The sequence below is a fragment of the Amycolatopsis sp. NPDC004772 genome (genome assembly GCF_053601215.1).
On sequence record NZ_JBSGBK010000053.1, the window covers coordinates 26,106 to 49,896 of the forward strand.

General features: G+C 72.6%; 21 protein-coding genes. 11 read left to right on the forward strand and 10 right to left on the reverse strand.

What is annotated here, in order from left to right; translation table 11 throughout:
* Positions 1 to 8: 8 nt before the first annotated feature.
* Positions 9 to 998, forward strand: coding sequence for a histidine kinase (locus ACWEF6_RS27580; RefSeq protein ID WP_449685582.1), 990 nt, complete (start codon positions 9 to 11; stop codon positions 996 to 998).
* Here the strand turns inward: ACWEF6_RS27580 and ACWEF6_RS27585 are convergent.
* Positions 940 to 1,671: a polysaccharide deacetylase family protein gene (locus ACWEF6_RS27585; RefSeq protein WP_449685583.1), complete on the reverse strand. Its 732-nt coding sequence runs from the start codon at positions 1,669 to 1,671 to the stop codon at positions 940 to 942. The two genes, ACWEF6_RS27580 and ACWEF6_RS27585, sit on opposite strands and share 59 nt — an antisense overlap.
* Positions 1,672 to 1,794: 123 nt before the next feature.
* Between ACWEF6_RS27585 and ACWEF6_RS27590 the strand changes: the two genes are divergently transcribed.
* Both ACWEF6_RS27590 and ACWEF6_RS27595 read left to right on the forward strand, forming a co-directional pair.
* Entirely contained in the window at positions 1,795 to 2,001 is a 207-nt protein-coding gene (locus ACWEF6_RS27590; protein WP_449685613.1) for a helix-turn-helix domain-containing protein, read from the forward strand.
* Complete coding sequence (locus ACWEF6_RS27595) at positions 2,001 to 2,885, forward strand: Clp protease N-terminal domain-containing protein (protein WP_449685584.1); 885 nt, start codon at positions 2,001 to 2,003, stop codon at positions 2,883 to 2,885. Before ACWEF6_RS27590 ends, ACWEF6_RS27595 begins: the two co-directional genes overlap by 1 nt.
* A gap of 7 nt (positions 2,886 to 2,892) precedes the next feature.
* On the opposite strand, the gene ACWEF6_RS27600 is transcribed toward ACWEF6_RS27595, so the two are convergent.
* A complete protein-coding gene (locus ACWEF6_RS27600; RefSeq protein ID WP_449685585.1) occupies positions 2,893 to 3,699 on the reverse strand; it encodes an NAD-dependent epimerase/dehydratase family protein in 807 nt (268 codons plus the stop codon).
* Between the two features lie 23 nt (positions 3,700 to 3,722).
* Positions 3,723 to 4,535: an IclR family transcriptional regulator gene (locus ACWEF6_RS27605; protein ID WP_449685586.1), complete on the reverse strand. Its 813-nt coding sequence runs from the start codon at positions 4,533 to 4,535 to the stop codon at positions 3,723 to 3,725.
* Between the two features lie 153 nt (positions 4,536 to 4,688).
* Between ACWEF6_RS27605 and ACWEF6_RS27610 the strand changes: the two genes are divergently transcribed.
* The 7 genes from ACWEF6_RS27610 (at position 4,689) to ACWEF6_RS27640 (ending at position 15,148) form a co-directional block, all read left to right on the forward strand.
* The gene (locus ACWEF6_RS27610; RefSeq protein ID WP_449685587.1) at positions 4,689 to 6,197 is read left to right on the forward strand and encodes a sodium:solute symporter family protein; all 1,509 of its coding nucleotides are present in this window, start codon (positions 4,689 to 4,691) and stop codon (positions 6,195 to 6,197) included.
* Between the two features lie 49 nt (positions 6,198 to 6,246).
* Entirely contained in the window at positions 6,247 to 7,182 is a 936-nt protein-coding gene (locus ACWEF6_RS27615; protein ID WP_449685588.1) for a 5-dehydro-4-deoxyglucarate dehydratase, read from the forward strand.
* The gene (locus tag ACWEF6_RS27620; protein ID WP_449685589.1) at positions 7,182 to 8,438 is read left to right on the forward strand and encodes a glucarate dehydratase family protein; all 1,257 of its coding nucleotides are present in this window, start codon (positions 7,182 to 7,184) and stop codon (positions 8,436 to 8,438) included. The genes ACWEF6_RS27615 and ACWEF6_RS27620 overlap by 1 nt, the downstream gene beginning before the upstream one ends.
* A gap of 4 nt (positions 8,439 to 8,442) precedes the next feature.
* Positions 8,443 to 9,570, forward strand: coding sequence for a hypothetical protein (locus tag ACWEF6_RS27625; protein WP_449685590.1), 1,128 nt, complete (start codon positions 8,443 to 8,445; stop codon positions 9,568 to 9,570).
* A gap of 15 nt (positions 9,571 to 9,585) precedes the next feature.
* On the forward strand, positions 9,586 to 11,040 hold the full coding sequence (locus ACWEF6_RS27630) for an aldehyde dehydrogenase (NADP(+)) (protein WP_449685591.1): 1,455 nt from the start codon (positions 9,586 to 9,588) through the stop codon (positions 11,038 to 11,040).
* A 206-nt stretch (positions 11,041 to 11,246) separates the two neighbouring features.
* The gene (locus tag ACWEF6_RS27635) at positions 11,247 to 13,622 is read left to right on the forward strand and encodes a polysaccharide lyase 8 family protein (protein WP_449685592.1); all 2,376 of its coding nucleotides are present in this window, start codon (positions 11,247 to 11,249) and stop codon (positions 13,620 to 13,622) included.
* 71 nt (positions 13,623 to 13,693) lie between these two features.
* Complete coding sequence (locus ACWEF6_RS27640; protein WP_449685593.1) at positions 13,694 to 15,148, forward strand: flavin-containing monooxygenase; 1,455 nt, start codon at positions 13,694 to 13,696, stop codon at positions 15,146 to 15,148.
* A 5-nt stretch (positions 15,149 to 15,153) separates the two neighbouring features.
* Here ACWEF6_RS27640 and ACWEF6_RS27645 read toward each other — a convergent pair whose 3' ends face one another.
* Positions 15,154 to 15,783, reverse strand: a complete 630-nt coding sequence (locus ACWEF6_RS27645) for a winged helix-turn-helix transcriptional regulator (RefSeq protein ID WP_449685594.1) — start codon at positions 15,781 to 15,783, stop codon at positions 15,154 to 15,156.
* Positions 15,784 to 15,870: 87 nt separating this feature from the next.
* Between ACWEF6_RS27645 and ACWEF6_RS27650 the strand changes: the two genes are divergently transcribed.
* Positions 15,871 to 16,239, forward strand: coding sequence for a VOC family protein (locus tag ACWEF6_RS27650; RefSeq protein ID WP_449685595.1), 369 nt, complete (start codon positions 15,871 to 15,873; stop codon positions 16,237 to 16,239).
* A 154-nt stretch (positions 16,240 to 16,393) separates the two neighbouring features.
* On the opposite strand, the gene ACWEF6_RS27655 is transcribed toward ACWEF6_RS27650, so the two are convergent.
* The 6 genes from ACWEF6_RS27655 to ACWEF6_RS27680 all read right to left on the reverse strand — a co-directional run bounded on the left by ACWEF6_RS27655 (position 16,394) and on the right by ACWEF6_RS27680 (position 23,761).
* Complete coding sequence (locus ACWEF6_RS27655; protein ID WP_310971435.1) at positions 16,394 to 16,516, reverse strand: ribosomal protein bL36; 123 nt, start codon at positions 16,514 to 16,516, stop codon at positions 16,394 to 16,396.
* 76 nt (positions 16,517 to 16,592) lie between these two features.
* Positions 16,593 to 17,762, reverse strand: coding sequence for a VWA domain-containing protein (locus ACWEF6_RS27660; RefSeq protein WP_449685596.1), 1,170 nt, complete (start codon positions 17,760 to 17,762; stop codon positions 16,593 to 16,595).
* Complete coding sequence (locus ACWEF6_RS27665) at positions 17,759 to 19,942, reverse strand: DUF5682 family protein (protein ID WP_449685597.1); 2,184 nt, start codon at positions 19,940 to 19,942, stop codon at positions 17,759 to 17,761. Before ACWEF6_RS27665 ends, ACWEF6_RS27660 begins: the two co-directional genes overlap by 4 nt.
* Positions 19,939 to 21,024 (reverse strand): ATP-binding protein, encoded by a 1,086-nt coding sequence (locus ACWEF6_RS27670; RefSeq protein WP_449685598.1) that lies wholly within the window; start codon positions 21,022 to 21,024, stop codon positions 19,939 to 19,941. The genes ACWEF6_RS27665 and ACWEF6_RS27670 overlap by 4 nt, the downstream gene beginning before the upstream one ends.
* A complete protein-coding gene (locus tag ACWEF6_RS27675; RefSeq protein ID WP_449685599.1) occupies positions 21,021 to 22,406 on the reverse strand; it encodes a DUF5691 domain-containing protein in 1,386 nt (461 codons plus the stop codon). Before ACWEF6_RS27675 ends, ACWEF6_RS27670 begins: the two co-directional genes overlap by 4 nt.
* Before the next feature lie 35 nt (positions 22,407 to 22,441).
* Positions 22,442 to 23,761 carry an SWIM zinc finger family protein gene (locus ACWEF6_RS27680; RefSeq protein WP_449685600.1) on the reverse strand — a complete coding sequence of 440 codons (1,320 nt, stop codon included), beginning with the start codon at positions 23,759 to 23,761 and terminating at the stop codon, positions 22,442 to 22,444.
* Positions 23,762 to 23,791: the final 30 nt, after the last annotated feature.

The following is a 23,791-nucleotide window of genomic DNA, read 5'->3' on the forward strand; positions in this document are numbered from 1 at the left end:
GTCGGCCCATGCGTCAGTCTTTCGTCACGACGGCGGCCGTCGCCGCGGTGTTCTTCGCCAGCGGGGCGTGGACGCCGCAGCAGGGGTGGCTCGCCGCCGGGCTCAGCACCGCCCAGCTCGTCCCGCTGCTGTGGTCGCGCCGCGCGCCGGCCCTCGTGCTCGTGGTCGTGACCCTCGCGACGGCCGGGCACCTGCTGCTCGAACAGCCGCGCAACACGATGTACGTGCCGGTGCTGCTCGCTCTCCACAGCACACCGCAGCGGTGGCTCGCGGCCGCGGCGGCGCTCGCCACCGGCGCCGCGGTGTACCCGGCGAAGGGCCCGCTCGACGGCACGCTCCTCGTCGTCACGATCAGCGCGGTGGCCTGGCTGCTGGGTGCCGAACGCCGTCGGGCACTCGCCGACCGGGCCGAGCGCGCGGCCCGGCGGCTGCACGACACGCTCGCCCAGACCACCGCCGTCATGCTCGTGCAGGCCGAGACGCTGCGCGCGGTCGGCGACCTGACCGACGCCGACCGCGCCCGCCTCGACACGCTGCTGGCCGCCGGCCGTGGCGCGCTGACGCTCGTCCGCCGCACCCTGGACGACCTGCGCGACGACGCCGAACGCGCCCCCGACCTCGCCGAGGTGCTGGCCCGGCTGCGCACCGCGGGGCTGGTCCTCGACCGCGACCCGGTGCTGCCCGCCCTGCCGCCCCCGGTGCGGGAGCTCGCCGAACGGTTCATCGCCGAAACCGCGGTGAACGCCCTGCGCCACAACGGTCCCGGCGTCCGGCTGCGGTTCGACGTCGAGGCGGGGGAGCGGGTGACGATCACCGCGCGCAACGCGCTGAAGGGAACGTCCCGGGTGGGTGCCGGCTACGGGCTGGCCGGGCTCGCCGAGCAGGCCGCGGCGGCCGGGGGAGCGCTGACCCACGGCCCGCGGGACGGCGAGTGGGTGGTCAGTGTCGGGCTGCCAGCAGCTGCGACACGGTCACGAACCGGAAGCCGCGCTGCTTGAGCTGGTCGAGGATCGGCCCGATGGCCCGGCGCGTCTGCTCACGCGAGGCGTACATGGCGTGCAGCAGGACGATCGAGCCCGGCCGGACCTGGTCGACGACGGCCCGTTCCACGGTGGCGGTGGGCGGGGTGCCGTCGGAATCCGGCGCCACGTCCCAGGTGATCGTCGTGCGGTGGTGTTCGGACAGGTAGCTCGGCAGGGCGAAGAGCTTCTTGCCGTTCGGAGGCCGGAAGAGGATGTCGCCGGTGTACCCGGCCGCGCGGATGAGGGCGTCGGTGGCTTCGACCTCGTCGGCGATCCAGGACGGCGTCACGCCGATCATCCGGTCGTGGCTGAAGCTGTGGTTGCCGAGCTCGTGCCCGGCGGCGGCGATGTCCCGGGCGAGGTCCGGGTGCGCGGCCATGTCCCGGCCGATGAGGAAGAAGGTCGCGGGCACCTGACGGCTGTGCAGCGTGTCGAGGATCGTCTTCGTCCCCGCGGGATCGGGCCCGTCGTCGAAGGTGAGGGCGACGACCTTCTCGGTGGTGTCGACGCGGTCCACGAGGGTGCCGAAGAACTGGAAGGTCGGCGACTTCGACACCTCGAACAGCGTGACCGCCCCGGCGACCACGACGACCAGCACGCTCGCCACGACGATCGCCCACTTCCGGGCGCGGCGGGATTTCAAGATCATGCGGTCACCCTGGCGGCGGTCCCGAGGTGGGGGAAGCCGCAAAGGTCCTAGTACCAAGGTGTCGGGCCGTCAGCATATGTTGACGGTGTCAAGGTGTCAGCATATGCTGACGCGGTGAGCCTGATGACCGACTTCGAGCACACGGTGCGCAGCTCCGACCCCGACATCGCGCTGCGCGCGGTCGCAAGGTTGCGGCGGCTGGCCGAGCAGCTGGAAGCCGAGCAGGTGGCGGCGGCGCGGCGGGCCGGCTGGTCGTGGCAGGACATCGCCGAGCGGCTCGGAGTGACCAAGCAGACCGTGCACCGCAAGCACCGCGGCCGGGAGGACTGATGTTCCAGGGAGACCACCCCGCAGTGGGGCGGGCGATGAGCCGGGCGTGCGAGCTGGCCCGGGAGTTCGGCCACACGAGGGTCGGCAGCGAACACCTGCTGCTCGCGCTCACCGAAGGGCCCGCCGACGTCGGCGAGCACTTGCGGCTCGCACTCGCCGAAGGGGCACGGCCGACGCCCGACGGCGTCGGCGAACGCTCGCTGCCCGGCCTCGCCGAACGGCCGCCGTCGGGACTTGCCGAGGGTGGGCCGCGGGGACTCGCCGAAGGGCGGCCGCCGGGGCTTACCGAAGGTGGGCCGCCCGGACTCGCCGAGGGGCCGCCGCCAGGACTTGCCGAAGGGCCGCCGCCCGGGCTCGGGGATGTCGAGCGGGCCGTGCGGCGGGCGGCCCCGGACGGCGCCGGCGCGGCCGCCGACCGGGAAGCGCTCGCCGTGCTCGGCGTCGACCTCGGGCCGCTGCCGGGTGCCCTCGCGGACCGGCCGCCCGCCAAGGAGTTCCTGCTGCCACTCGGAGCCGGGAGAGCCCGGCGGCGGTGCGCCCGGGCGGTGCCGCCGATCGGCCTGGACCTCCAAGCCGCCTACGGCGCGTCCCTGCGGCTGGCGCTCGCCCGCCGGGAACGCCGGCACCGCGTCGAACACCTTGCCCTGGCGCTCGTCGCGCTCGATCCCGGCGCCGACTGGGTGTTGCGCGCTGTCGGAGCCGACCGGGAAGAGGTGCTCGCCCGCCTCGCCGCCGCGTTCCCGCCGCCGCGGCGCAACCGGCTGCTGCAGGCCGAACGGCGGGTCGGGTGCCGGGCCCGGTGTCGTGACATCGTGCGCCGGTACCAGCACACGACGGGCCGGATGGCGATGGCGCCGTCGGTGCTGGCCGCGCTGGTGCATTGAGGCGGGGTCAGAGCGGGTTGAACACTCCCAGAGGTGCCGTGCAGAACGGGCCTCCGACGTACTCGGCCGCCGGGCCGGTCGGCGCCGGCTTGTCCGCCAGCTGGTCCGCGTACACCTCCGCGTCGTCCAACGACTTGTAGCCCAAGGCTTCCGCCTCCTCGAGCGAGTAGATCCGGCGCGTGTTGTCCGAGACGCCCCAGATCAGGCGGTAGCCCGGCGACGGCGCCGCCAGGCACGCCTCGAACAGGCGCGCGCCGTCGTCCGGGGACAGCCAGGTCGTCAAGCCGCGCGGGCCCAGCGGCAACGGTGTCTCGAAGCACGAGCCGATGCGGATCACGATCACGTCCATGCCGAACCGGGAGTGGTACAGGCTCCCCAGCGCCTCGATCGCCGCCTTCGAGACGCCGTAGTACGTGTCCGGGCGGGGGGACGAGTCCGCCGGGAGGTCGGAATCCACCCTGCGGAAGCCGACCGCGTGGTTGCTCGACGCCAGGATCACGCGGGTGATCCCGGCCGCGCGCGCCGCCTCCAGGACCGTCTGCGTCCCGTTGATGTTGACGTCGAGGGTGGCCTCCCACGAGTTCTCGCGGCTGTGCCCGCCCAGGTGGATCAGCGCGTCGACACCTTCGCACGCCGCCGCCATCGCCGCCGGGTCGGTCACCGACGCCGTCACGACCTCTTCGGACTCGTCCGAAGCCGTCTGCGGGGCCAGGTCGAGCAGGCGCAGCACCCGGCCTGGGCGCCGCAAGCGGGGCCGCATCAGGGTGCCGACGACACCCGCCGACCCGGTGATGAGCACGCGCTGGTCCGTCATGGGGTTCCTCTCACGCAGAAGGGTTAACGGATGCCGGCCCGGCGCAGCTGCTGGCCGAGCTCGGCGGTGGTCTCGGCGAGCAGTTCGCCGACGCGGCGGGCGTCGTCGTCGCTCACCTGGGCGATGGGCATCGAGCAGCTGATCGCGTCGGTGCCCGGGATGCGGTAGGGGATCACCGCGGCGACGCACCGGACGCCCAGCGTGCCTTCCTCGACCTCGGCGGCGTACCCGCGCTCGCGCGTCGCGGCGCACTCGGCGTGCAGGCCTTCGAGCGTGGTGATGGTGTTCGGGGTCAGCGCGGTCAGCGTCGGCGGCATCAGCGCTTCGATCTCGTCGTGCGTCAGCTCGGCCAGCAGCGCCTTGCCCAGCGCGGTCGCGTGCGCGGGCAGCGTGCGCCCGACGCGGGAGACCAGGTGCGTCGACCGCTGCGACTCGCGCGTCTCCAGGTAGACGACCTCGGTGCCGTTGCGGCGCGCGAAGTGCGCCGTGAAGCCGGTCTTCTCGCGGATGCGCTCCAGCGCCTCGGTGGCGAACGGGACGACGGCGTCGCGGTCCAGGTACGCCGTGCCGCAGATCAGCGCGCGGACGCCGAGGCGGTAGCGGGCGGTGTTCGTGTCGGCTTCCAGCCAGCCGGCCTCCAAGAGCGTCCTCAACAGGCCGTGCAGCGACGAGCGCGGGAAGCCGGTGCGCGCGTGCAGGTCCGACAGGGACAGCCAGACGTCGTTCGCCGCGAACGTCTCGATGAGGTCGACGGCCCGGCGTGCGGACTTGACGCCCGAGGACTCCGAGGCGGGGGCACCGTCGGCTGCCGCCGGGTTGTCCACCTTCTGCGGCATTTGTGCTCCTCCGTCCGGCCGTTGACTTGTGACTCCGGCCATATTAGCGTCCCGAACAACGTTCTTATAGATGAACATGATCACTATAACAGACTCCGTTCATAGATGTGAACATCAAGACCGCATCGACGTGGACGCGGAAGGGAGCCTGCGGTGCACGCACTCGACTGGACGATGATCTGCGCGTACTTCGCGCTGATGATCGTGATCGGCTGGTGGTCGCACAAGAGGATCAGCGACGTGAAGGACTTCTTCACCGCCGGTGGCCGGATGCCGTGGTGGCTGGCCGGCATCTCGCACCACATGTCCGGCTACAGCGCCGTGCTCTTCGTCGCGTACGCGGGCGTTGCGTACACCACCGGCGTCACCGTGTACTTCTGGGGCTTCGCCAGCATCGGCATCGGCGTGGGCATCGGCAGCTGGCTGTTCGCCGCGCGCTGGAACCGGTTGCGTTCGAAGCTCGGCGTCGCCTCGCCGCTGGAGTACCTGGCCAAGCGGTACAACGTGCCGACGCAGCAGGCGCTCGCCTGGAGCGGCAGCCTGCTGAAGATCTTCGACATCGCGGCCAAGTGGTTCGCCGTCGCGACGCTGCTGCACGTCTTCGCCGGCCTGGACTACAACCTCGGCATCCTCATCACCGGCGCGGTCACCCTGGTCTACTGCACCATCGGCGGCCTGTGGGCCGACGCGCTCACCGACTTCGGCCAGTTCGTCATCCAGGCCATCGCCGCGATCGTGATGATCGTGGTGGTGCTGGGCAAGCTGGGCGGCATCTCGGCGCTCTGGACGATGTGGGACAAGCTGCCCGAAGGCCACGTCGACCCGGTGACGTCCAAGTACACCACCATCTTCCTGCTCGTCTACGTGCTGGTGAAGACGCTGGAGTACAACGGAGGCATGTGGAACCTGGCGCAGCGGTACATGGCCGCGCCGAACACCCACGAGGCCAAGCGGGGTGCGCGGCTTTCGTCCGCGCTGTACCTGTTGTGGCCGCTGGTGCTGATGTTCCCGATGTTCGCCGCGCCGCTGCTCATCCCCGGCATCAAGGACCCGACGCAGTCCTACGCGATCATGACCACGACGTTCCTGCCGCCGGGCCTGATCGGCCTGGTGCTGGCCGGCATCTTCTCGCACACCATGGCGATGGTCTCCTCCGACGCCAACGCCATCTCCGCGGTGATCACCCGCGACATGATCCCGGCGATGTTCCGCCGCGCCCGGCAGTGGACCGACGTCCAGGGCCTCAAGGCGGCCCGGATCACCACGGTCGTGTTCGTCGCGCTGACCATGCTCGTGGCCACCCAGGCGCAGAACCTCGGCGGCGTGCTGCAGATCGTCGTCAACTGGGTCGCCGCGCTGATGGGCCCGATCTCGATCCCGCTGCTGCTGGGCATGCTGCCGTGGTTCCGCAAGTGCGGCCCGCGCGCGGCGCTGATCTCCTGGGCGGGCGGCCTGATCGACTACGCGCTGGTGTACTACGTCTTCAAGGCGAACCAGACCGTGCTCGTCGCCACCCCGATCCTCGTTTCGCTCGCGCTCTACATCGGCCTCGGACTGCTCGCTCCCGAGCGCAGCGCGGCCGCCGATGAGATCGTCGACACCGTGAACACCGCCGACGACGACGTCGACCGCAAGCAGGAAGGCACGACCGTGCCCGCCTGACGCAGGCCACACCCGGCCGAACCGAAAAAGGACGAGAGAGCGGAAACTGATGGCACAGAACGAGATCGAGCTGGACGGCCTGCTGGCGTTCCCCCTCACCCCGTTCACCGAGGACCTCGAGGTCAACCTCGACGCGCTCGCGGAGAACGTGGAGAGCCACATCGCGGCGGGCGCCGGTGCGCTGTTCGTCGCGTGCGGCACCGGCGAGTTCAGCTCGCTCTCGCCCGCCGAGGTCACCTCGGTGCTCACCCGGGCCCGGGAGGTGGCCGAGGGCCGCGTCCCGGTCTGGGTGGGCGCCGGGGGCGGCGCGGCGTCGGCGCGGGCCGGCATCGCGGCGGCCCGGGCCGCCGGCGCGGACGGCGTCCTGCTGCTGCCGCCGTACCTGGTCACCGGGCCGTCGTCGGGCCTGGTCGACTTCGTGCGGTACGCCGTCGGCGACTCGTCCGTGCCGGTCATCGTCTACCACCGAGGCACCGGCGTGTTCACCGCGCCGGCCGCGGCCGCCCTGCTGGACATCCCGTCGGTCGTGGGCCTGAAGGACGGCTACGGCGACGTCGAGTGCATGACCCGGATAGTCACCACCATCCGGTCGCTGGACACCGAACGGGCGCGGAACTTCCTGTTCTTCAACGGGTTGCCGACCGCGGAGGTCTCGGCCAAGGCGTACGCCGCGATCGGCGTCGCCCGCTATTCCTCGGCGGTGCACTGCTTCGCGCCGGAGATCGCGCACCGCTTCCACCGCGCGCTCGGCGAAGGCGACACACGCGTGATGGACGCCCTGCTGACCGGGTTCTACCTGCCGCTGGTGGCGTTGCGGGACGAGACGCCCGGGTTCGCCGTCTCGCTCGTGAAGGCCGCCGCCCGGCTGCGCGGCGACAAGGTCGGCCCGGTCCGGCCGCCGCTGGTCGAACCGACCCCGGAACAGGTCCACCGGCTGGAGAAGGTCGTGGAGGACGGCTTCGTGACGCTGAAGGGGCTCGGCTGATGCAGATCCTCGACGTGGTGCTGACCCCGGTCGCGTTCGCGGACCCGCCGCTGCTCAACGTCATGGGCGTGCACGAGCCGTTCGCACTGCGCAGCGTCGTCCAGGTCAAGTGCGAGGACGGGATCGTCGGGCTCGGCGAGTCCTACGGTGACGACGCCTTCCTCGGCGAGGTGCGCAAGGTGCTGCCGCGGCTGCGCGGCCACGACGTGTTCGACCTGCCCGGCCTGCAGCGCCTGGTCGCCGAAGCGCTGTCGGACACGGTGCTGACCGACGCGCACGGCCTGATCGGCGGCTTTTCGATCCGCAAGACCGTCGCGAGCGTGTACTCGCTGTTCGAGGTCGCCTGCCTGGACGCGCAGGGGCACTACCTGGGCCGTCCGGTGACCGACCTGCTCGGCGGCAAGGCGCGTGACGCCGTCGAGTTCTCCGCCTACCTGTTCTACAAGTACGGCAAGCACATCGACGGCCGCGAGGACTCCTGGGGCGAGATCACCACGCCCGAGACGCTGGTCGGGTCGGCGAAGCGGATGTTCGACGAGTACGGCTTCCGCTCGATCAAGCTCAAGGGCGGCGTCTACGAGCCCGCGCAGGAGGTCGACGGCATCCGCGCGCTGGCCGAGGCGTTCCCCGGGAGCCCGCTGCGGATCGACCCGAACGGCGCCTGGACGGTCGAAACGGGCATCCGGGTCGCTCGCGAGCTCGACGGCGTCCTGGAGTACCTGGAGGACCCGACGCCGGGCATCGACGGCATGGCCCAGGTGGCCGCCGAGGCGTCCATGCCGCTGGCGACCAACATGTGCGTGGTCAACTTCGGCGACGTCGAACCGGGCTTCCGGGCGCGGGCGATCGGCGTCCTGCTGTCCGACCACCACTTCTGGGGCGGGCTGCGGGCCACGCAGTCGCTGTCGGTGACGTGCGAAAGCTTCGGCGTCGGCCTGTCGATGCACTCCAACAGCCACCTCGGGATCAGCCTGGCCGCGATGGTCCAGGTGGCCGCGGCGACGCCGCACCTGACCTACGCGTGCGACACGCACTGGCCGTGGAAGGTCGAGGACGTCATCGAGCCGGGCGTGCTGGAGTTCCGCGAGGGTGCCGTCGCGGTGCCGGCGACACCGGGGCTCGGGATCACGCTCGACGAGGACGCGCTGGCCCGCCTGCACGAAAACTACGTCCGATGTGGACTGACCAAGCGCGACGACGGGACCTACATGCGGAAGTACGTACCCGGGTTCGAAGCGAACACGGCGAGGTGGTGAACCGGTGAAGGTGACGGGATACGCCTACCCCTGGGACGTCGTCGAACCCGATTTCGTGGCGCGGGTCCGGGCGCTCGGCGTCGACGAGGTGGCCGTGGCGCTGTCGTACCACAGCGCCCGCGCGGCGACACCGTGGTCGCCGTCCCGGACGGCGGTGGTGGCGCGGCACGCGGCGTTCTACCGGCCGGTGACCGACGGGTGGGGCGAGCTGCGTCCGTCCACTCCGGACTGGGTGTCGTCCCCGGATTCCGGGGGCGACGCCGTCCGGCTGCTCACCGAGGCCGGGATCCCGGCCGCCGCCTGGATCGTCCTCACGCACAACTCGCAGCTGGGCTACGAGCACCCGGACGTCGTGGTGCGGAACTGCTTCGGCGAGGCGTACCCGTGGGCGCTGTGCCCGTCGCAGCCGGCGGTGCGCGAGTACGCCGCGGCCGTGGTCGCGAATTCGGTCGCCGGGCTGGAGCTGTCGTCGGTGATCCTCGAAGCCTGCGGGCCGCTCGGGGCGATCCACCAGCACCAGCACGAGAAGACCGATGGCGTCTGGGCCCCCGCGGTGGCCCGGCTGCTGTCGATCTGCTGCTGCGAGGCCTGCGCGGCCGCGTGGGACGTCGACGCGGAGACGGTCCGGGCGCAGCTCGTCGAGGAGGTCCGGCGGCTGCTGGCCACCGGTGATCTGGGGATCACCGGCGACCGGCTGCCGCCGTCGCTGACCCAGCAGCTGCTGCGCGGCCGGCAGCAGGCCACCGACGAGCTGCGGGCGGCGGTTTTGGCCACGCTGCCGGCGGGCACCCGGGTCGTGCTGCACGGCGCGGTGGACCCCTGGGTCACCGGTGCGCTGCCGGGGCTGACGCCGTCCGCTGCGGACGACGTCGACGCGGTCGTATTGTTCGGGTGGGCGCCCGCCACGGGTGCCGAGGCCGTCGCGGCGGCCCGGGAGGCCTTGCCCGAGCGGGTCGCGATCGCCAGCTACATCACGGCGGTCGCCGCCGCGCCGGTGCCGGACATCGCCGCCTACGTCGGCGAGCTGGCCAAGGCGGGTGCCGCCGAGCTGCACCTGTACCACCTCGGCCTGGCCGGACCGGGTCGCTGGCCCGACCTGGAAACGGCCACCGCCGCCGCCCATGAGAACTGAGGAGCTGTTCCACCGATGAGCCAGGCCACCGACGCCGCCACGCTCGAGAAGATCCTGGCGGGAGCTGCCGAAGCCGCCCGTCCCGCCGCCGAGGCCACCCCGGCCGAACGCGCCGGCTGGCTGACCGCCGTCGCCGACGCCCTCGACGCCGCCGCGGGCGAACTGGTCCCGCTGGCGCACGCCGAAACGCACCTGCCGGAGACCCCGCGGCTGGCCGGCGAGCTGAAGCGCACGACGTTCCAGCTGCGCCTGTTCGCGGAGGTCCTCGCGGACGGCGAGTACCTCGGCGCCACCGTCGACCACGCCGACCCGGACTGGCCGATGGGCCCGCGCCCGGACATCCGCCGCGTCAAGACCGCGATCGGGCCGGTGCTGGTGTTCGCGGCCAGCAACTTCCCGTTCGCGTTCAGCGTGGCGGGCGGCGACACGGCGTCCGCGCTGGCGGCGGGCTGCCCGGTGGTCCTCAAGGCCCACCCGGGGCACCCGGAGCTGTCCGCGCAGACCGGCTCGATCGTGCGCGAAGCCCTGATCAAGGCGGGCGCCCCGGCGGCCCTGTTCAACGTGATCTTCGGCCAGGACGAAGGCGTCACGGCCCTGAAGGACCCCCGGATCGCGGCGGCGTCGTTCACCGGCTCGATCCCGGGCGGGCGGGCGTTGTTCGACATCGCGGCGGCGCGGCCCCGGCCGATCCCGTTCTACGGCGAGCTGGGCAGCGTCAACCCGGTGGTGGTGACCGAGGCCGCGGTGGCCGCGCGCGGGGAAGCCGTGGCCAAGGGGTACGCCGGGTCGTTCACCCTCGGCGCGGGGCAGTTCTGCACCAAACCGGGCCTGCTGTTCCTGCCTGCGGACCACAACCTGACCGAGACGCTGCGCGCGGCTCTCGACGGGGCGCCCGCCCAGCCGATGCTGAACGACCGGATCGCGGCCGGGTTCTCGTCCCGGCTTTCGGAGCTGCGAGAGGTTCCGGGCGTCGAGGTCGTCTCGTCGTCGCCTTCGTCCGCACCGGCGTTCACCCCGACGCTGCTGGCCACGACCGGAAAGCAGTTCCTCGAGGGCGGCACCACGGTGCACGAGGAGTGCTTCGGGCCGGCGTCGCTGATCGTCACGTACGCCGACCAGGCCGAGCTGCTGCGCCTGCTGGAGGTGATCGAACCGGGGCTCACCGCCACGATCCACGGCGAGGAGTCCGATGTGGACTGGCTGCGGCCGGTGCTGCCCGCGCTGGCCCGCATCGCCGGCCGGCTGCTGTGGAACGACTGGCCCACCGGGGTGACGGTGAGCTGGGCCCAGCAGCACGGCGGCCCCTACCCGGCCACGACGGCCCCGACGACGACCTCGGTCGGCACGGCGGCGATCGAGCGGTTCCTGCGCCCGATCGCCTGGCAGGGCTTCCCGGACGCGCTGCTGCCCGAACCCCTGCAGGAGGCCAACCCCTGGCAGCTGCCCCGCCGCACCGACGGCTCCCGCTGACCCGATCGCACCACCAGCACCACTGATTTCGCGGACCCGCCGGGGGCGCCCCCCGGTTCCATTCTATCGCTCGGCACCGACAGTTTCCGTTGCCGTGGGGGTCACCTTCGGGCCACGTCCCGAAGGTGACCCCCGAAAATCCGCCGCCGCACAACTGAATCCCCGTTCCCCCGTAAGCCGAGGATGTCTTCCTGGGAGGCATTGCCATGCCCGTGAACCGGAGAAATGCCCTGCGCGGTGGTGCCCTGGCGGCCGCCTCCACCGTGCTCCTGACCCGCCCGGCCTTCGCCGCGCCTGCAACGAAACCCGCGGCGGCCGAAGCAAAAGCGATCAACGCCGCGACCGCGCCGATCGTCGCCGCCTACCGGCAGCTGCAGACCGGCATCAACCGGCCGTCGCCCGAACGGACCGAAGCCCTCGCCAATCTCGGCCGGGTCGCCAAGGCCTACAACGCCAGCATGTCCGTCGCCGGCGGTGGCGCTCCACTGTGGACTGACCTGCCGCTCGGCCCCGGCAGCGACTACACGACGTCGATGTACGCGCGGCTGCGGGCGATCGCCGTCGACTGGGGCACGCCGGGCGGCGCGCTGTCCGGTGACCCGGTCGTGCTCGACCGCGTCAAAGCCGCGCTGGAACTGATCTACGCCAGCCAGTACAACGAAAACGTCGGCGAGATCGGCAACTGGTACACCTACGAGATCGGCATCCCGTACTACCTGCTGCACACGCTGTCGGTGGTCGCCGACCAGCTCACCGCCGAGCAGCTCGAGCGCTACCTCAGGCCGGTCAAGCGGTTCGTCGGCAACCCGAACCTGCGCGCGAACAACGCGTCGGTGATCGAAACCGGCGCCAACCGCGCCGACAAAGCGCTCATCTCGATCGTTTCGGGCGCCATGCTCGGCGACACGGCGTGGATCAAGACCGGCATCGACGCCCTCACCGACGTCGCCGGCGGGGGCGCGGCGAGCGTCGTCGCGAAGCTGGACCGCGCGGCCGGCGACGGCTTCCACGTCGACGGCTCGTTCATCCAGCACGACACCATCCCGTACCCCGGCCACTACGGCATCGTGCTGCTGACCGCGCTCGCCGGCGCCATCCACGTCACCCAGGGCACCGAGTACGCGCTGCCGCAGCCGCTGAAGGACAAGATCTACGCGCTCGTCCCGGACAGCTTCGCCCCCTTCGTCTACGCGGGCGCGCTGATGGAACCGGTACGCGGCCGGATGCTTTCGCGCCAAGGGGAGACCGGCCACGACATCGGCCACCAGCTCACCGTCGCGACGCTGGTGCTGGCCCGGACGGCCTCGGGCAAGACCAAGACCGACCTCAACGCGCTCGCCGCGAAGTGGCTCAAGGAAGGCACGTTCGCGCCGTTCCTGAAGATCCCGGACCCGGAGCGGTTCGCGCCCGGTCCGGACCTGGTGGCGACGCCGGGCATCGAGTTCGCGCAGGACATGCTCGCGTCGGGGACGCGCCCGGCGCGCGTCGAGGCGACGCACCGGATCTTCGGCCAGCAGGACAGGCTGGTCCACATCACCGACGGCTGGTCGGCCTCGCTGGGCGTCAGCTCCACGCGGATTTCGCGCTACGAAGCCATCAACGGCCAGAACCTCAAGGGCTACCACGTCGGCGACGGCGTGCTCTACACGTTCCTGCCGAACGCCAAGGGCCACTACACCGACGCCTACTGGCCGACGGTCGACCCGCTGCTGCTGCCCGGCACGACCGAGCACGACGGCCCGGCCGACCCCAAGTTCGGCGGCGTGCCGGTGGGCCCGAACGCGCACACCGGCGGCGTCCGCTGGGACGCGCGGCACGGCACGAGCGCGTTCGACTTCGAGAACTGGGACGGCTCGCTGGTCGCGAAGAAGTCGTGGTTCTTCACCCCGGACGGGATCGTCTGCCTCGGCGCCGGCATCACCAGCACATCCGGTTACGCGGTCCGCACGACGATCGAGAACCGCAACCTCGGCGAGGGCGGCCGCGGGACGCTGACGGCCGACGGCCGACGCCTTCCGGCCGATCTCGGGAAGGCGTCCGCCCTGCGGAAGCCGCGTTGGGTGCACCTGGAGAACGTCGGCGGGTACCTGCTCCTGGACGACGCTTCGGTGACGGCGCTGCGCGAAGACCGCACGGGCGCGTGGCGCGACATCGACACCGGCGCCAACACCAAAGGCACGACGACGCCGAACACCCGCCGGTACCAGAAGCTGGTCCTCGAGCACGGCGTCAAGCCGACGGACGCGAAGTACGCGTACGCGGTGCTGCCGGGCGCTTCGGTGATCGACACGCTCACGGCGTCCTGGGCGTGGCGCGTGCTGGCGAACACCCCGGTGGTGCAGGCGATCCGCGTGACCGGCGGCGGCACCGTGCTGGCGAACTTCTTCGCGGCGGGCTCGGTCGGCGACGTCAGCGTGTCGGGCCCGGCGTCGGTGGCGATCGGGCGGTGTGGCGCGCGGACGCAGCTCGCGGTGTCGGATCCGACGCAGCTGCAGGACAGCGTCACGGTCGCGGTGCGCGGCCGGGCCGTGGAGGTGCCGCTGAAGGGCACGTTCGGCGCGACCAAGGTCGTCCTGGTGTAAGCAGGCCTCCCCGCCGGGCCGGTGCCCCGACCCGGTCCGGCGGGGTCCCCACCTCGGTTAGGCTGCCGGGCATGAGCACCGCCGAGCACGTGGACGTCCTGATCGTGGGCGCCGGCCTGTCCGGTGTCGGCGCGGCCTGCCGGCTGCAGGAGCGGTTGCCGGGCAAGACGTACGCGGTGCTCGAAGCGCGTGACACGATCGGCGGAACCTGGGACCTCTTCCGGTACCCGGGCATCCGGTCCGACTCGGACATGTTCACCCTGGGTTACCCGTTCCGGCCGTGGAAGGACCCGAAGGCGATCGCGGACGGGCCGTCGATCCTGAGTTACATCCGCTCGACGGCCGCGGCGTTCGGCGTGACCGAACACATCCGCTTCGGGCACCGGGTGACGCAGGCGTCGTGGTCGTCGCCGGACGCGCGGTGGACGGTCACGACCGCGCACGGCGCCACGTTCACCTGCCGGTTCCTCTATCTGTGCAGCGGTTACTACTCGTACGAGTCCGGGCACGTCGTCGACTTCCCGGGCCGCGCGGAGTTCGCCGGGGAGATCGTGCACCCGCAGCACTGGCCGGATTCGCTGGACTACACGGACAAGCGGATCGTGGTGATCGGCAGCGGCGCGACGGCGGTGACGCTGGTCCCGGCGCTCGCGTCGCGCGCTTCGCACGTGACGATGCTGCAGCGGTCGCCGTCGTACATCGTGGCGCGGCCCGGGCGCGACGCGCTGGCCGACCGGATCCGGGCGCTGCTGCCGGAGAAGCCGGCGCACCGGGTGGTCCGCGGCAAGAACGTGGTGATGGGGACGCTGTTCTTCCAGCTGATGCGGCGGCTGCCGGGCCGGGCGTCGCTGGCGTTGCGCAAGCGGGTGGCGGCGCAGCTGCCGGCGTCGATCCCGGTGGACCCGCACTTCGTGCCGTCGTACGCCCCGTGGGACCAGCGGCTGTGCCTGGTGCCGGACGCCGACCTGTTCCGGGCGTTGCGGTCGGGCCAGGCGGACATCGTGACGGACCGGATCGCGCGGTTCACGTCGTCCGGCGTCGCGCTGGAATCGGGGCGCTCGTTGCCGGCGGACGTCATCGTGACGGCGACGGGCCTGCGGCTGGTGGCGTTCGGCGGGATCGCGCTGACGGTCGACGGGCGGGCGATCGAGCCGGGGGAGCAGCGGGCGTACAAGGGCACGATGTTCGGCGGGGTGCCGAACCTGGCGTGGTGCGTGGGGTACACGAACAGCTCGTGGACGCTGCGGGCGGACCTGGCGTCGCAGTACGTGTGCCGCCTGCTGGCGTACCTGGACGGGCACGGGTTCGCGTTCTGCGTGCCGGACGCGGCATCGGCGGCGGGCGCGGGCCGGCCGCGGCCGATCGTGGACCTGCAGTCGGGGTACATCAAGCGGGCCGCCCCGGGCCTTCCGAAGCAAGGCGGCCGACGGCCGTGGATGATGCGGCAGAACTATCTGCTGGACCTGGCCGACATGCGGTTCAACCGCGTGAACGACGGCGTGCTGCGGTTCGGCCGCGCGGGCTGACGTGCTCAGCTTTCGCGCTCGCGCAGGAGCCTGCGGACCGCGTTCCGGTCGCCACCGATCGTCACCTTGCCGTCGGCGATGGCCTTCTCGAGGTCGTGAGGCCGGTCGAGCAGGGCGTTCAGCGTCGAGGGATCGGTGCGGATCGTCGCATCCGGGGCGCCGGGCTCGCCCGGCTCGATGGTCAGCCGGCCCGGTTCGGTGCGGACCGTCCACACGCGAGCGTCCAGTTCGACGCGGTAGCACGCGGTGCTGCGCGGACGGGCGGACTCGCGGAGGAACAGCAGCATCGACGTGACGCCGAGGGACGCGGGCCGGGGCAGCGGGACTCGCGCGCCCCACGCGCCCAGCGCGAGGACGACCGGCTCCAGTTCGCGGCCCCAGCCGGTGAGCTCGTAGACCGTCGAAGCGGCCGGGGGCGGCAGCTGCCGGCGCGTCACGACGCCGCGGCGCTCGAGCTCGCGGAGCCTGTCGGTGACGAGGTTCGAGCTGGCACCGGGCAGCGCGCGGCGGACGTCGGAGAACCGCTGCGGCCCGAGAAGCAGCTCGCGCACCACGAGCAGGGCCCAGCGTTCCCCGACGACGTCCAGGGCGCGCGCGATCGTGCACGCGTCCCCGTAGCTGCGGCTCGTCGGCATGGTTTCAAGGTACAACGTCGTGGTTGTTTTTAACAACTCGATGGGCGTACGGTCGGACGGTCCGGAAGTCGACGGAAAGGAACGGTCATGGGCCGGCCAGTCGTGCACTTCGAGATCATCGGAACCGACCCGGCGCGGCTGCGCGGGTATTACGGCGAGCTGTTCGGCTGGGAGTTCGACACGTCCGGGCCGGTCTCGGACCAGGTGTCGGAACCGGGCGCGTACGGGTTCGTGGAGACGGACGGCATCCCGGGCGGCGTCGGCGGCGGCGCGGCCTACGAGAGCCAGGTGGTGTTCTACGTGGGCGTCCCGGAAGTCGCGGCGGCGCTGGCGGAGGCCGAACGCCTCGGTGGCACCCGCCGCATGGGCCCGGACCGAGCACCGGGTCGGGATCTGGTGGTCGCCCACTTCACCGACCCGGAGGGCAACCTCATCGGCCTCGCCGGCCCGGCTTGACGGGACGCCAAGAGGCATCACGCGTGCTTGGAGGGGCATCGCGGTGATGCCCGGCCCGTCACGCGAGGTGCCCGGCTGAGCACGCGAGGTGGCCCTTCGGACGCAAGCCGGCCCCGGAACCGAGGTGGTTCCGGGGCCGGTGGGGTGCGTTTGGTCAGCCTTGGCGGGCCTTCGAGCGGGGGTTGGCCTTGTTGATCACCAGCAGCTTGGTGCCCCGGCGGATGACCTGGGCGCCCGGCTGGCGGGCGAGCGAACGGATCGAGCTGCGGACCTTCATGGCGAGCCGTCCTTCCTGCGGGAACTGCCGTCCTGCCTCCCGTTCAACCGCGGGCCTGTCGGTTTCATTCCGCAACTCAGCTGCTCTCGCGGGCCGCCCAGCTCTGGAGGTCGTCGCCGCGGATGGCGGCGGCCATCAGGTCGGGGAACTGGTCCGGGGTGCACGCGAAGGCCGGGATGCCCAGCTCGGCGAGGGCCGCCGCGTTCTCGTGGTCGTACGACGGCGCGCCCGAGTCCGACAGGGCCAGCAGCGTCACCACCTGGACCCCCGCGCCGGCCAGCTCGGCGACGCGGTGCAGCAGCTCCTCTTCGTTGCCGCCCTCGTAGAGGTCGCTGATCAGGACCAGCAGGGTCCGCTCCGGGCGCTCGACCAGGCCCTGGCAGTACGCGATCGCCCGGTTGATGTCCGTTCCGCCGCCCAGCTGGGTGCCGAACAGGACGTCCACCGGGTCGGCGAGGTGCTCGGTGAGGTCCGCGACCTCCGTGTCGAACGCGACGAACGACGTCTTCAACGCCCGCATCGACGCCAGCACCGCGCCGAACAGCCCCGAGTACACCACCGACTCCGCCATCGACCCCGACTGGTCGACGGCCAGGATCACGTCCCGCTGCACCGCCTGCTGCCGGCGCCCGAAGCCGATCAGCTTCTCCGGGACGATCGTGCGCAGGTCGGGGGAGTAGTGCTTGAGGTTCGCGTGGATGGTGCGCGCCCAGTCGACGTCGCCGGGGCGCGGCCGGTGCGTGCGCGACGCCTTGTCCAGCGCGCCCCGGATCGCCGCGCGGGTGCGCTCGGCCAGCCGTTCCTCCAGCTCGGTGACGACCTTGCGGACCACCTCGCGCGCGGTCTCCTTGGTCTCCTCCGGCAGCACGCCGTTCAGCGACAGCAGCGTGCCGACCAGATGGACGTCCGGCTCGACCGCCGACAGCAGCTCCTTCTCCAGCAGCATCCGGGTGAGCCCGAGCCGGTCGACCGCGTCGCGCTGCATGACCTGCACGACGGTGCTCGGGAAGTAACGCCGGATGTCACCCAGCCAGCGTGCGACCCGCGGCGCCGACGCACCCAGGTTCGCGCTGCGCGGGCCGCCCGTGTTCTCCTCGTCGGGCTTGTCGTAGAGGGCGGCCAGCACCGCGTCCACCCCACTGTCCTCATCGGACAGTTGAGCGTCCTCCAGGCCGGACCCCGGCCCGGCGCCGTCGCCGCCCAGGACCAGCCGCCAGCGCCGCACCCGGTCGGTGTCCGCGGTCATGCCCCCACCCCCAAGAGCGTCGCCAGGACCGGCAGCACGCGCTCGGCCCGGTCCTCGTCCAGTTCGTCGGCCACCGCCACGGTGCGCGCGGTGCCGGTGAGCCCGGCCGCGCGTTGCCCGATCGCCCGCTTTTCCGGCCCGCTGAACGCGCCGAAAGTGCGGCGCAGCAACGGAAGCACCTCGGTGAAGACGTCGTCGGGGATCGCCGCCAGCCAGGCATCGATCACCCGCAGCAGACCTTCGTCGTGCACCAGCAACAACGCGCCGCCGTCGAAGAAGCCCTCGACGTAGGCCGCACCCGCCGACGGTGTGACGCCCGGCGTGAGCGCGCGGCCCAGCCGCAGTTCGATGTCGAGCGCGTCGAACAGCCCGGCGTCGTGCAGGATCCGGGTGAGCCGCCCGGCCAGCAGCGGGGGCAGCGACGGTCGTTCGGCCAGCCGGGCCAGCGCCGCCAGCCACCGCTGCTTCGGGTCGTCGCCGAGCAGGGAAGTCGCGTCGTGCACGCCGTCGACCAGCTTGGCCAGGCGGGCCGCGGCGTCGTCGTCGATGCCGTGGGCGGCCGGTGGCAGGCCGGCGCAGATCCGGTCCAGCATCCGGTCGGCGACCGCCCGCAGCGCGCCGGTGTCGGTACCGCGGACGTTGCCGTACCGGGTCGCCCTGGCCAGCGCGGGCAGCGCCGACATGAGCCGGGCGACGTCCGCGTCCGCCGCCGCGCGGGCGTCCAGCGCCGCGAGCGCCTCGGGCAGCGCCTCCGGCAGGTCGGCGAGCAGGCAGTTCTCGACCGCCGTGGTGACCTCGTCCAGCGGGGGCGTGCCTTCGACCGTGCCGCGCACCGCGGCGGTGGCCGCCGACGGCACGGTGGTGCCGTACACCGCGGCCGCGACCAGGTCGACCTCGAACGACGGCTCCCAGCACAGCGCCCACGTCTCGCGGAAGGTGCCCTTGTTGCGCCGGGCCGACGCCTCCCGGTTGCCCCACTCGATGCCGAGGATCCGCAGCCGGTGCAGCAGCTTCGAGCGGTCAAGCCCGCCCGGCGTCCGCAGGTCGAGGTCGAGTTCCTTGACGATCGGGTCCTTCTTGAGCCGCAGGCGTTTCGCGGTCGCGGTCAGGTCCGCGGCCAGCGGCGGCTGCGGGACGCGCTCCGGCACCTCGCCGAGCCGCTCGCCGACCACCAGCCGCCGGGTGACGAGCTCGACCTGCACCTCGTCACCGCCGCACAGCACCGACCGGGTGGCTTCGGTGACCTCGGCGAGCCCGGCCGACGACCGGCCCCGCAGCGTGGCAAGGGTTTCGGCGAGCCGGACCGCCTCGATGACGTGCGCGGTCGAGACGGGCAAGTCCTCCTCCCGCAGCACCGCGGCGACCCCGGCCAGCCAGCGCGCGGTGACGTCGTCGGCCGTGGTGAACAGGTGGTGGTACCAGCCCGGCGACCGGACGCCGGCCCCGTAGCCGCTGGCCGTGGCGAGGCGGCCGTGCGTCCACGGCACCCAGGTGCACGCGACCTTCCGCTTCGGGAGTCCTTTGAGGACGGCCTGGTCGTGCGACGCCGGCGGCAGCGGGTCCGCCAGCGCGGGCACGTGCCAGGCGCCGCAGACGACGGCGATGTTGTCGAAGCCGTCCTTGCGGGTGCGGCGCAGCACCGAGCGCATGTAGGCCTCGCGGCGGGCTTCGTTGCCCTGCGGGGGTTTCTCGTCCTCCCGCACCGCGCTCATCGCCTCGGCGATCACCTCGAACGGGCTTTCGGCGTCCCGCCGCGATTCGACGACGTCGTCCCACCAGCGTTCCGGGTCGTCGTAGCCGCCGGCCGAGGCCAGCAGGGCCAGCGGGTCGACGGGTGGGCCGGTGTGCTCGTCCGGGGGCGCGGCGAACGTGTGGGCGGCCGGGAGATCGCAGAACCGCACCGGGATCCCGGCCTCGCGGGCGTAGGTCAGCGCCTGCCACTCCGGGCTGAATACGGCGAACGGCCAGAACGCGGCGCGCGAGACGTCGTCGGTCGCGTACGCCAGGAGCGCGACCGGCGGCTGCATGGCCGGGTCTTCGGTGAGCTCGACCAGGGCGTCGGCCTCGGGCGGCCCTTCGATGAGGACGACGTCGGGTTCGAGTTCGGCGAGCCGCGCCGCCACGGCCCGGGCGGATCCCGGGCCGTGGTGGCGGATGCCGAGCAGGTGGGTGGCCGTCAAGAGAGCTCCTGACCGGCCCGGTAGAAGTCGGCCCAGCCGTCGCGTTCGCGGACCACGGTCTCCAGGTATTCGATCCAGATCGCGCGGTCGGCCACCGGGTCCTTGACCACGGCGCCGTGGATGCCCGCCGCGATGTCGTGCGGGCGCAGGACGCCGTCGCCGAAGTGGGCGGCCAGGGCGAGCCCGCCGGTGAGCACGCTGATCGCCTCCGCGGTCGACAGCGTGCCGGACGGCGACTTCACCGCCGTGCGGCCGTCTTCGGTGCGGCCCGAGCGCAGCTCGCGGAAGACCGTCACCACCCGGCGGATCTCGGCCAGCTCGGCGGCTTCGGCGGGCAGCTGCAGCGAGGTGCCCAGCTCGGCGACCCGCCGGCTGACGATCTCGACCTCGGCCTCGGCGCTGTCCGGCAGCGGCAGGACGACCGTGTTGAACCGCCGCCGCAGCGCGCTCGACAGCTCGTTGACGCCCTTGTCGCGGTTGTTCGCCGTCGCGATCAGGTTGAAGCCCGGCCGGGCCTGGACCTCGGTGCCCAGCTCGGGGATCGGCAGCGTCTTCTCGGAGAGGATGGTGATCAGCGAGTCCTGGACGTCGGCCGGGATGCGCGTCAGCTCTTCGAGCCGGGCGAGTTTGCCGTCCCGCATCGCGCGCAGCACCGGGCTTTCGACGAGCGCGGCGGCGCTCGGGCCCTCGGCGATCAGCCGGGCGTAGTTCCAGCCGTAGCGGATCGACTCCTCGGACGTGCCCGCGGTGCCCTGCACCAGCAGCGTCGAATCCCCGCTGATGGCGGCGGAAAGGTGCTCGGACACCCACGTCTTCGCCGTGCCGGGCACGCCGAGCAGCAGCAGCGCGCGGTCGGTGGCGAGGGTGGCGACGGCGACCTCGATCAGCCGCCGCGGGCCGACGTACTTCGGGGTGATCACGGTGCCGTCCGGCAGGGTGCCGCCGAGCAGGTACTCGACGACGGCCCACGGCGAGAGGTTCCAGTTGGGCGGCTTGGCCCGATCGTCGGCGGCGGCCAGCGCGGCCAGCTCGGCGGCGTGGTCCTGTTCGGCGTGCGGCCGGAGGACGGTGGGGGCGGTCATGCGAGCTCCTCGTACATTTCGCGGCGGAAGTTCAGCGTTTCGGTGAGCGCCCGGCGCCAGGGCCCGGCGTCCATGGTCAAGCGGGTGGTGGCCAGCGGGTGGCGCAGGCACTGCGGTGGAACGGCGCGGGCGATCACGACGGCGGCGTGCGAGACCAGCCGGTGGTCGTCCTGGCGGGCGATCCAGTCGAGCAGCGCGGTGCCGAGCTCCTTCGTCCACGGCCGGGGCAACTCGTGCACCAGCCGCGCGAACGATTCGACCGGCAGCCGGCCGACGAGGTGCCCGATGGTGGCGGCCTGGCTGGCCGGGCTCAGCACCCCGACCAGCGGCGGGGTGGTGCGCCCGCCGGGGTCGGCGCCGATCAGCGCCTGTGCCCAGGTCTCGTCGCGCTGCCGCAGGGCGGCGGTGGCCCAGGAGTCCCGCAGCACGGCGGCCGGGCAGCCCTCGACGGTCATCCGCACGACCTCGGCCGGCGGGCCGAACTCGGTCCAAAAGGCGAGCGGAGCGGACGCGACGAGGGTGCGCAGCCGGACGGTGCCGTCGCCGCGTTCGCCCTGGGGGAGGGCGACGGTGAGCACCCGGTTCCGGCGGTGGACCAGCGGGCGCAGCCGTTCGGCCATGCTCTCGCCGTAGCGCGTGCCGGGCAGCCGGCCGAGCAGGTCGGCGGCCTGTTCCCGGACGGCGGCGGCCCGATCGGTGAGCGCGGCTTCGAGGAACGCTTCGTCGTCGGCGCGGACGTGCCCGGCGAGGACGCCGAGGAAGTCGGCCCGGACGTCGGCGGGCTCAGTCTTCCAGGACGTGGTGAGGGCTTCGCGGGCGACGTCGGGCTCCTGGGCGAGTTTCGCGGCGAGCCACCGGCGGCGCTGGGCGAGACTGCCGTACTGCCAGACGTCGCCGGATTCTTCGGGCGGCGCGGCGAGGAAGCTCCAGTCGGGGTTCCGCTGCCCGAGCCAGGCACCGACGGGCCCGGCCACGGCGCACAGCGGCCCGCGCAGGGCGGCCTTGGTGCGGGCGGCCTCGGCGAGCAGCGGCAGGGTTTCCGGGGGGACGCGGTACTCGGTGCCGGCGACGATGCCGAGCCATTCGAGCAGGAGGTCGGGGTGGCTGGCGGCGAGGAGGCGGCCGAGCCGTTCCCGGGCGAGCGGGGGGACGAAGGCGCGTTCGTCTTCGGGCGCCACGGGCAGCGGCCGCACGTCGCGCAGCGGCTGCCGCCCGGCCCGGCGGTAGGTGGTGAGCACGGCCGCGGCAGCCAGCAGCTGCTCGGCGGGGTCTTCGCGCTCGCCGATGAGCTCCTGGACAGCGGCCGGCTGGGCGGCGGCGTCCAGGGTGCGCCGCCGGGTGCCGAGGAGAGCGGTACCGACGAGGTCTTCCCAGGCTTTCACGGATGCACCGCCTTTCGGAGATTCGCGCAGTGGTTTCACAGCCGCACCGCCCGGCCCTCGTGCCAGCAGGTCAACGGCCTCAGCCCGGCTTGGCTCCACTCGCCCGCCACGGTCAGCGGGCGGCCCGCCGACAGCGCCAGCAACGACCACGGGAACGCGTACGGCACCAGCGGCAGCGCCGTTCCGTCCGGTTCGGACAGACACCAGCCGCCCGCGTGCTCGGCCGGGGTGACGCCCGACAGCAGCACCGGCCAGCGCTCCAGCCAGGGGTCCGCCGCCATCGCCCGGGCGTGCGCCGCCAGGGCGTCCGGAATGGAACCGCCTTCGGCCGTCGGGGCCGGCAACGGGATTCCGCGCTCCGCCACCAAGGCTCGTATCGGCGCGGCGCCCGGGTAGAACGCCAGCTCCGCCGTCAGACGGTGTCCTGGTGGGAGCGACGCGTCGAGCGGACGGCCCGGTGGCGCGAACGACAGCACCAGCGCGTCCCGGCCCGTGCGGAGGCCGCGCAGCCAGGTCCGGCGGGTGAGCAGGCGGTCGTTCTCCTCGTCCGCCGCGCCGGTGATCAGCCAATCGTCCGCGACGCGCTCGCCGCTTTCCAGGACTCGGGCCGTCTCCACCGAAAAGCCGAGCCGGGTGCGGACCGTCTCCGCCAGCGCGAGTGGCAGCGATTCCAGGCGGGTGGCCGCGTCGGCGAGCAGGTACAGCTGGGACAGCTCGGCCAGCAGCGCCTCCGGCCAGTCCCGGCGGCCGACGATCGCCGCTGCCCGGCGCAGGCCACCGGCGAGACCCGAAGCCTGGGCGTCGACCATCCGGGCCGCGACCGTGCGCAACTCTTCGCCGCCGTTGCGCTCGAAGCCCGCGAAACCCGCGCCGATCCGGTCGGTGAGCCAGACTTTCAACTCCGCGACACCGCCTTCGACGCGGGCCGCCCGGTCGGAAGCGCGGCGGGCGGCCGCCTCCTCGTCCTTCGGGCCCGCTGTCTCCGCGCGTTTCTCCGCCCGCCTCGCGCGGTCGGCGCGTTCGGCCAGCCACGCGTGCACCCACTCGGGTGGTTCCGCGGTGTCGACGCGCCCGGCCGCCCAGAGCAGCAGCAGGCCGAGCGCGTGCTTGCACGGGAACTTCCGGCTGGGACAGGAACATCGGAACGCGGGCTCGGCGAGCTCGACGCACGTCTGGTACGGCTTCTTGCCACTGCCCTGGCAGAAGCCCCACACGGCGTCTTCGGACGCGCCCGCGCCCGACCACTTCGCCGGCGTGGCCAGCGCCCGGCCCGCCTTTTCCGATGCGGGATCCGGCGCCAGCCCGGCCACGCGTTCCGCGGTCCACGGCACCGCCGTCACCACCTGTCCCCCCACTGTTCGACCTCGCTTTCCGGTACGGGGTGA

Excerpts from the sequence above, each read along its gene's own strand:
- ACWEF6_RS27580 (WP_449685582.1), top strand. The coding sequence starts at position 9 with ATGCGTCAGTCTTTCGTCACGACGGCGGCCGTCGCCGCGGTGTTCTTC.
- ACWEF6_RS27585 (WP_449685583.1), bottom strand. The coding sequence starts at position 1,671 with ATGATCTTGAAATCCCGCCGCGCCCGGAAGTGGGCGATCGTCGTGGCG.
- ACWEF6_RS27590 (WP_449685613.1), top strand. The coding sequence starts at position 1,795 with ATGACCGACTTCGAGCACACGGTGCGCAGCTCCGACCCCGACATCGCG.
- ACWEF6_RS27595 (WP_449685584.1), top strand. The coding sequence starts at position 2,001 with ATGTTCCAGGGAGACCACCCCGCAGTGGGGCGGGCGATGAGCCGGGCG.
- ACWEF6_RS27600 (WP_449685585.1), bottom strand. The coding sequence starts at position 3,699 with ATGACGGACCAGCGCGTGCTCATCACCGGGTCGGCGGGTGTCGTCGGC.
- ACWEF6_RS27605 (WP_449685586.1), bottom strand. The coding sequence starts at position 4,535 with ATGCCGCAGAAGGTGGACAACCCGGCGGCAGCCGACGGTGCCCCCGCC.
- ACWEF6_RS27615 (WP_449685588.1), top strand. The coding sequence starts at position 6,247 with ATGGCACAGAACGAGATCGAGCTGGACGGCCTGCTGGCGTTCCCCCTC.
- ACWEF6_RS27620 (WP_449685589.1), top strand. The coding sequence starts at position 7,182 with ATGCAGATCCTCGACGTGGTGCTGACCCCGGTCGCGTTCGCGGACCCG.
- ACWEF6_RS27630 (WP_449685591.1), top strand. The coding sequence starts at position 9,586 with ATGAGCCAGGCCACCGACGCCGCCACGCTCGAGAAGATCCTGGCGGGA.
- ACWEF6_RS27635 (WP_449685592.1), top strand. The coding sequence starts at position 11,247 with ATGCCCGTGAACCGGAGAAATGCCCTGCGCGGTGGTGCCCTGGCGGCC.
- ACWEF6_RS27640 (WP_449685593.1), top strand. The coding sequence starts at position 13,694 with ATGAGCACCGCCGAGCACGTGGACGTCCTGATCGTGGGCGCCGGCCTG.
- ACWEF6_RS27645 (WP_449685594.1), bottom strand. The coding sequence starts at position 15,783 with ATGCCGACGAGCCGCAGCTACGGGGACGCGTGCACGATCGCGCGCGCC.
- ACWEF6_RS27650 (WP_449685595.1), top strand. The coding sequence starts at position 15,871 with ATGGGCCGGCCAGTCGTGCACTTCGAGATCATCGGAACCGACCCGGCG.
- ACWEF6_RS27655 (WP_310971435.1), bottom strand. The coding sequence starts at position 16,516 with ATGAAGGTCCGCAGCTCGATCCGTTCGCTCGCCCGCCAGCCGGGCGCC.
- ACWEF6_RS27660 (WP_449685596.1), bottom strand. The coding sequence starts at position 17,762 with ATGACCGCGGACACCGACCGGGTGCGGCGCTGGCGGCTGGTCCTGGGC.
- ACWEF6_RS27670 (WP_449685598.1), bottom strand. The coding sequence starts at position 21,024 with ATGACCGCCCCCACCGTCCTCCGGCCGCACGCCGAACAGGACCACGCC.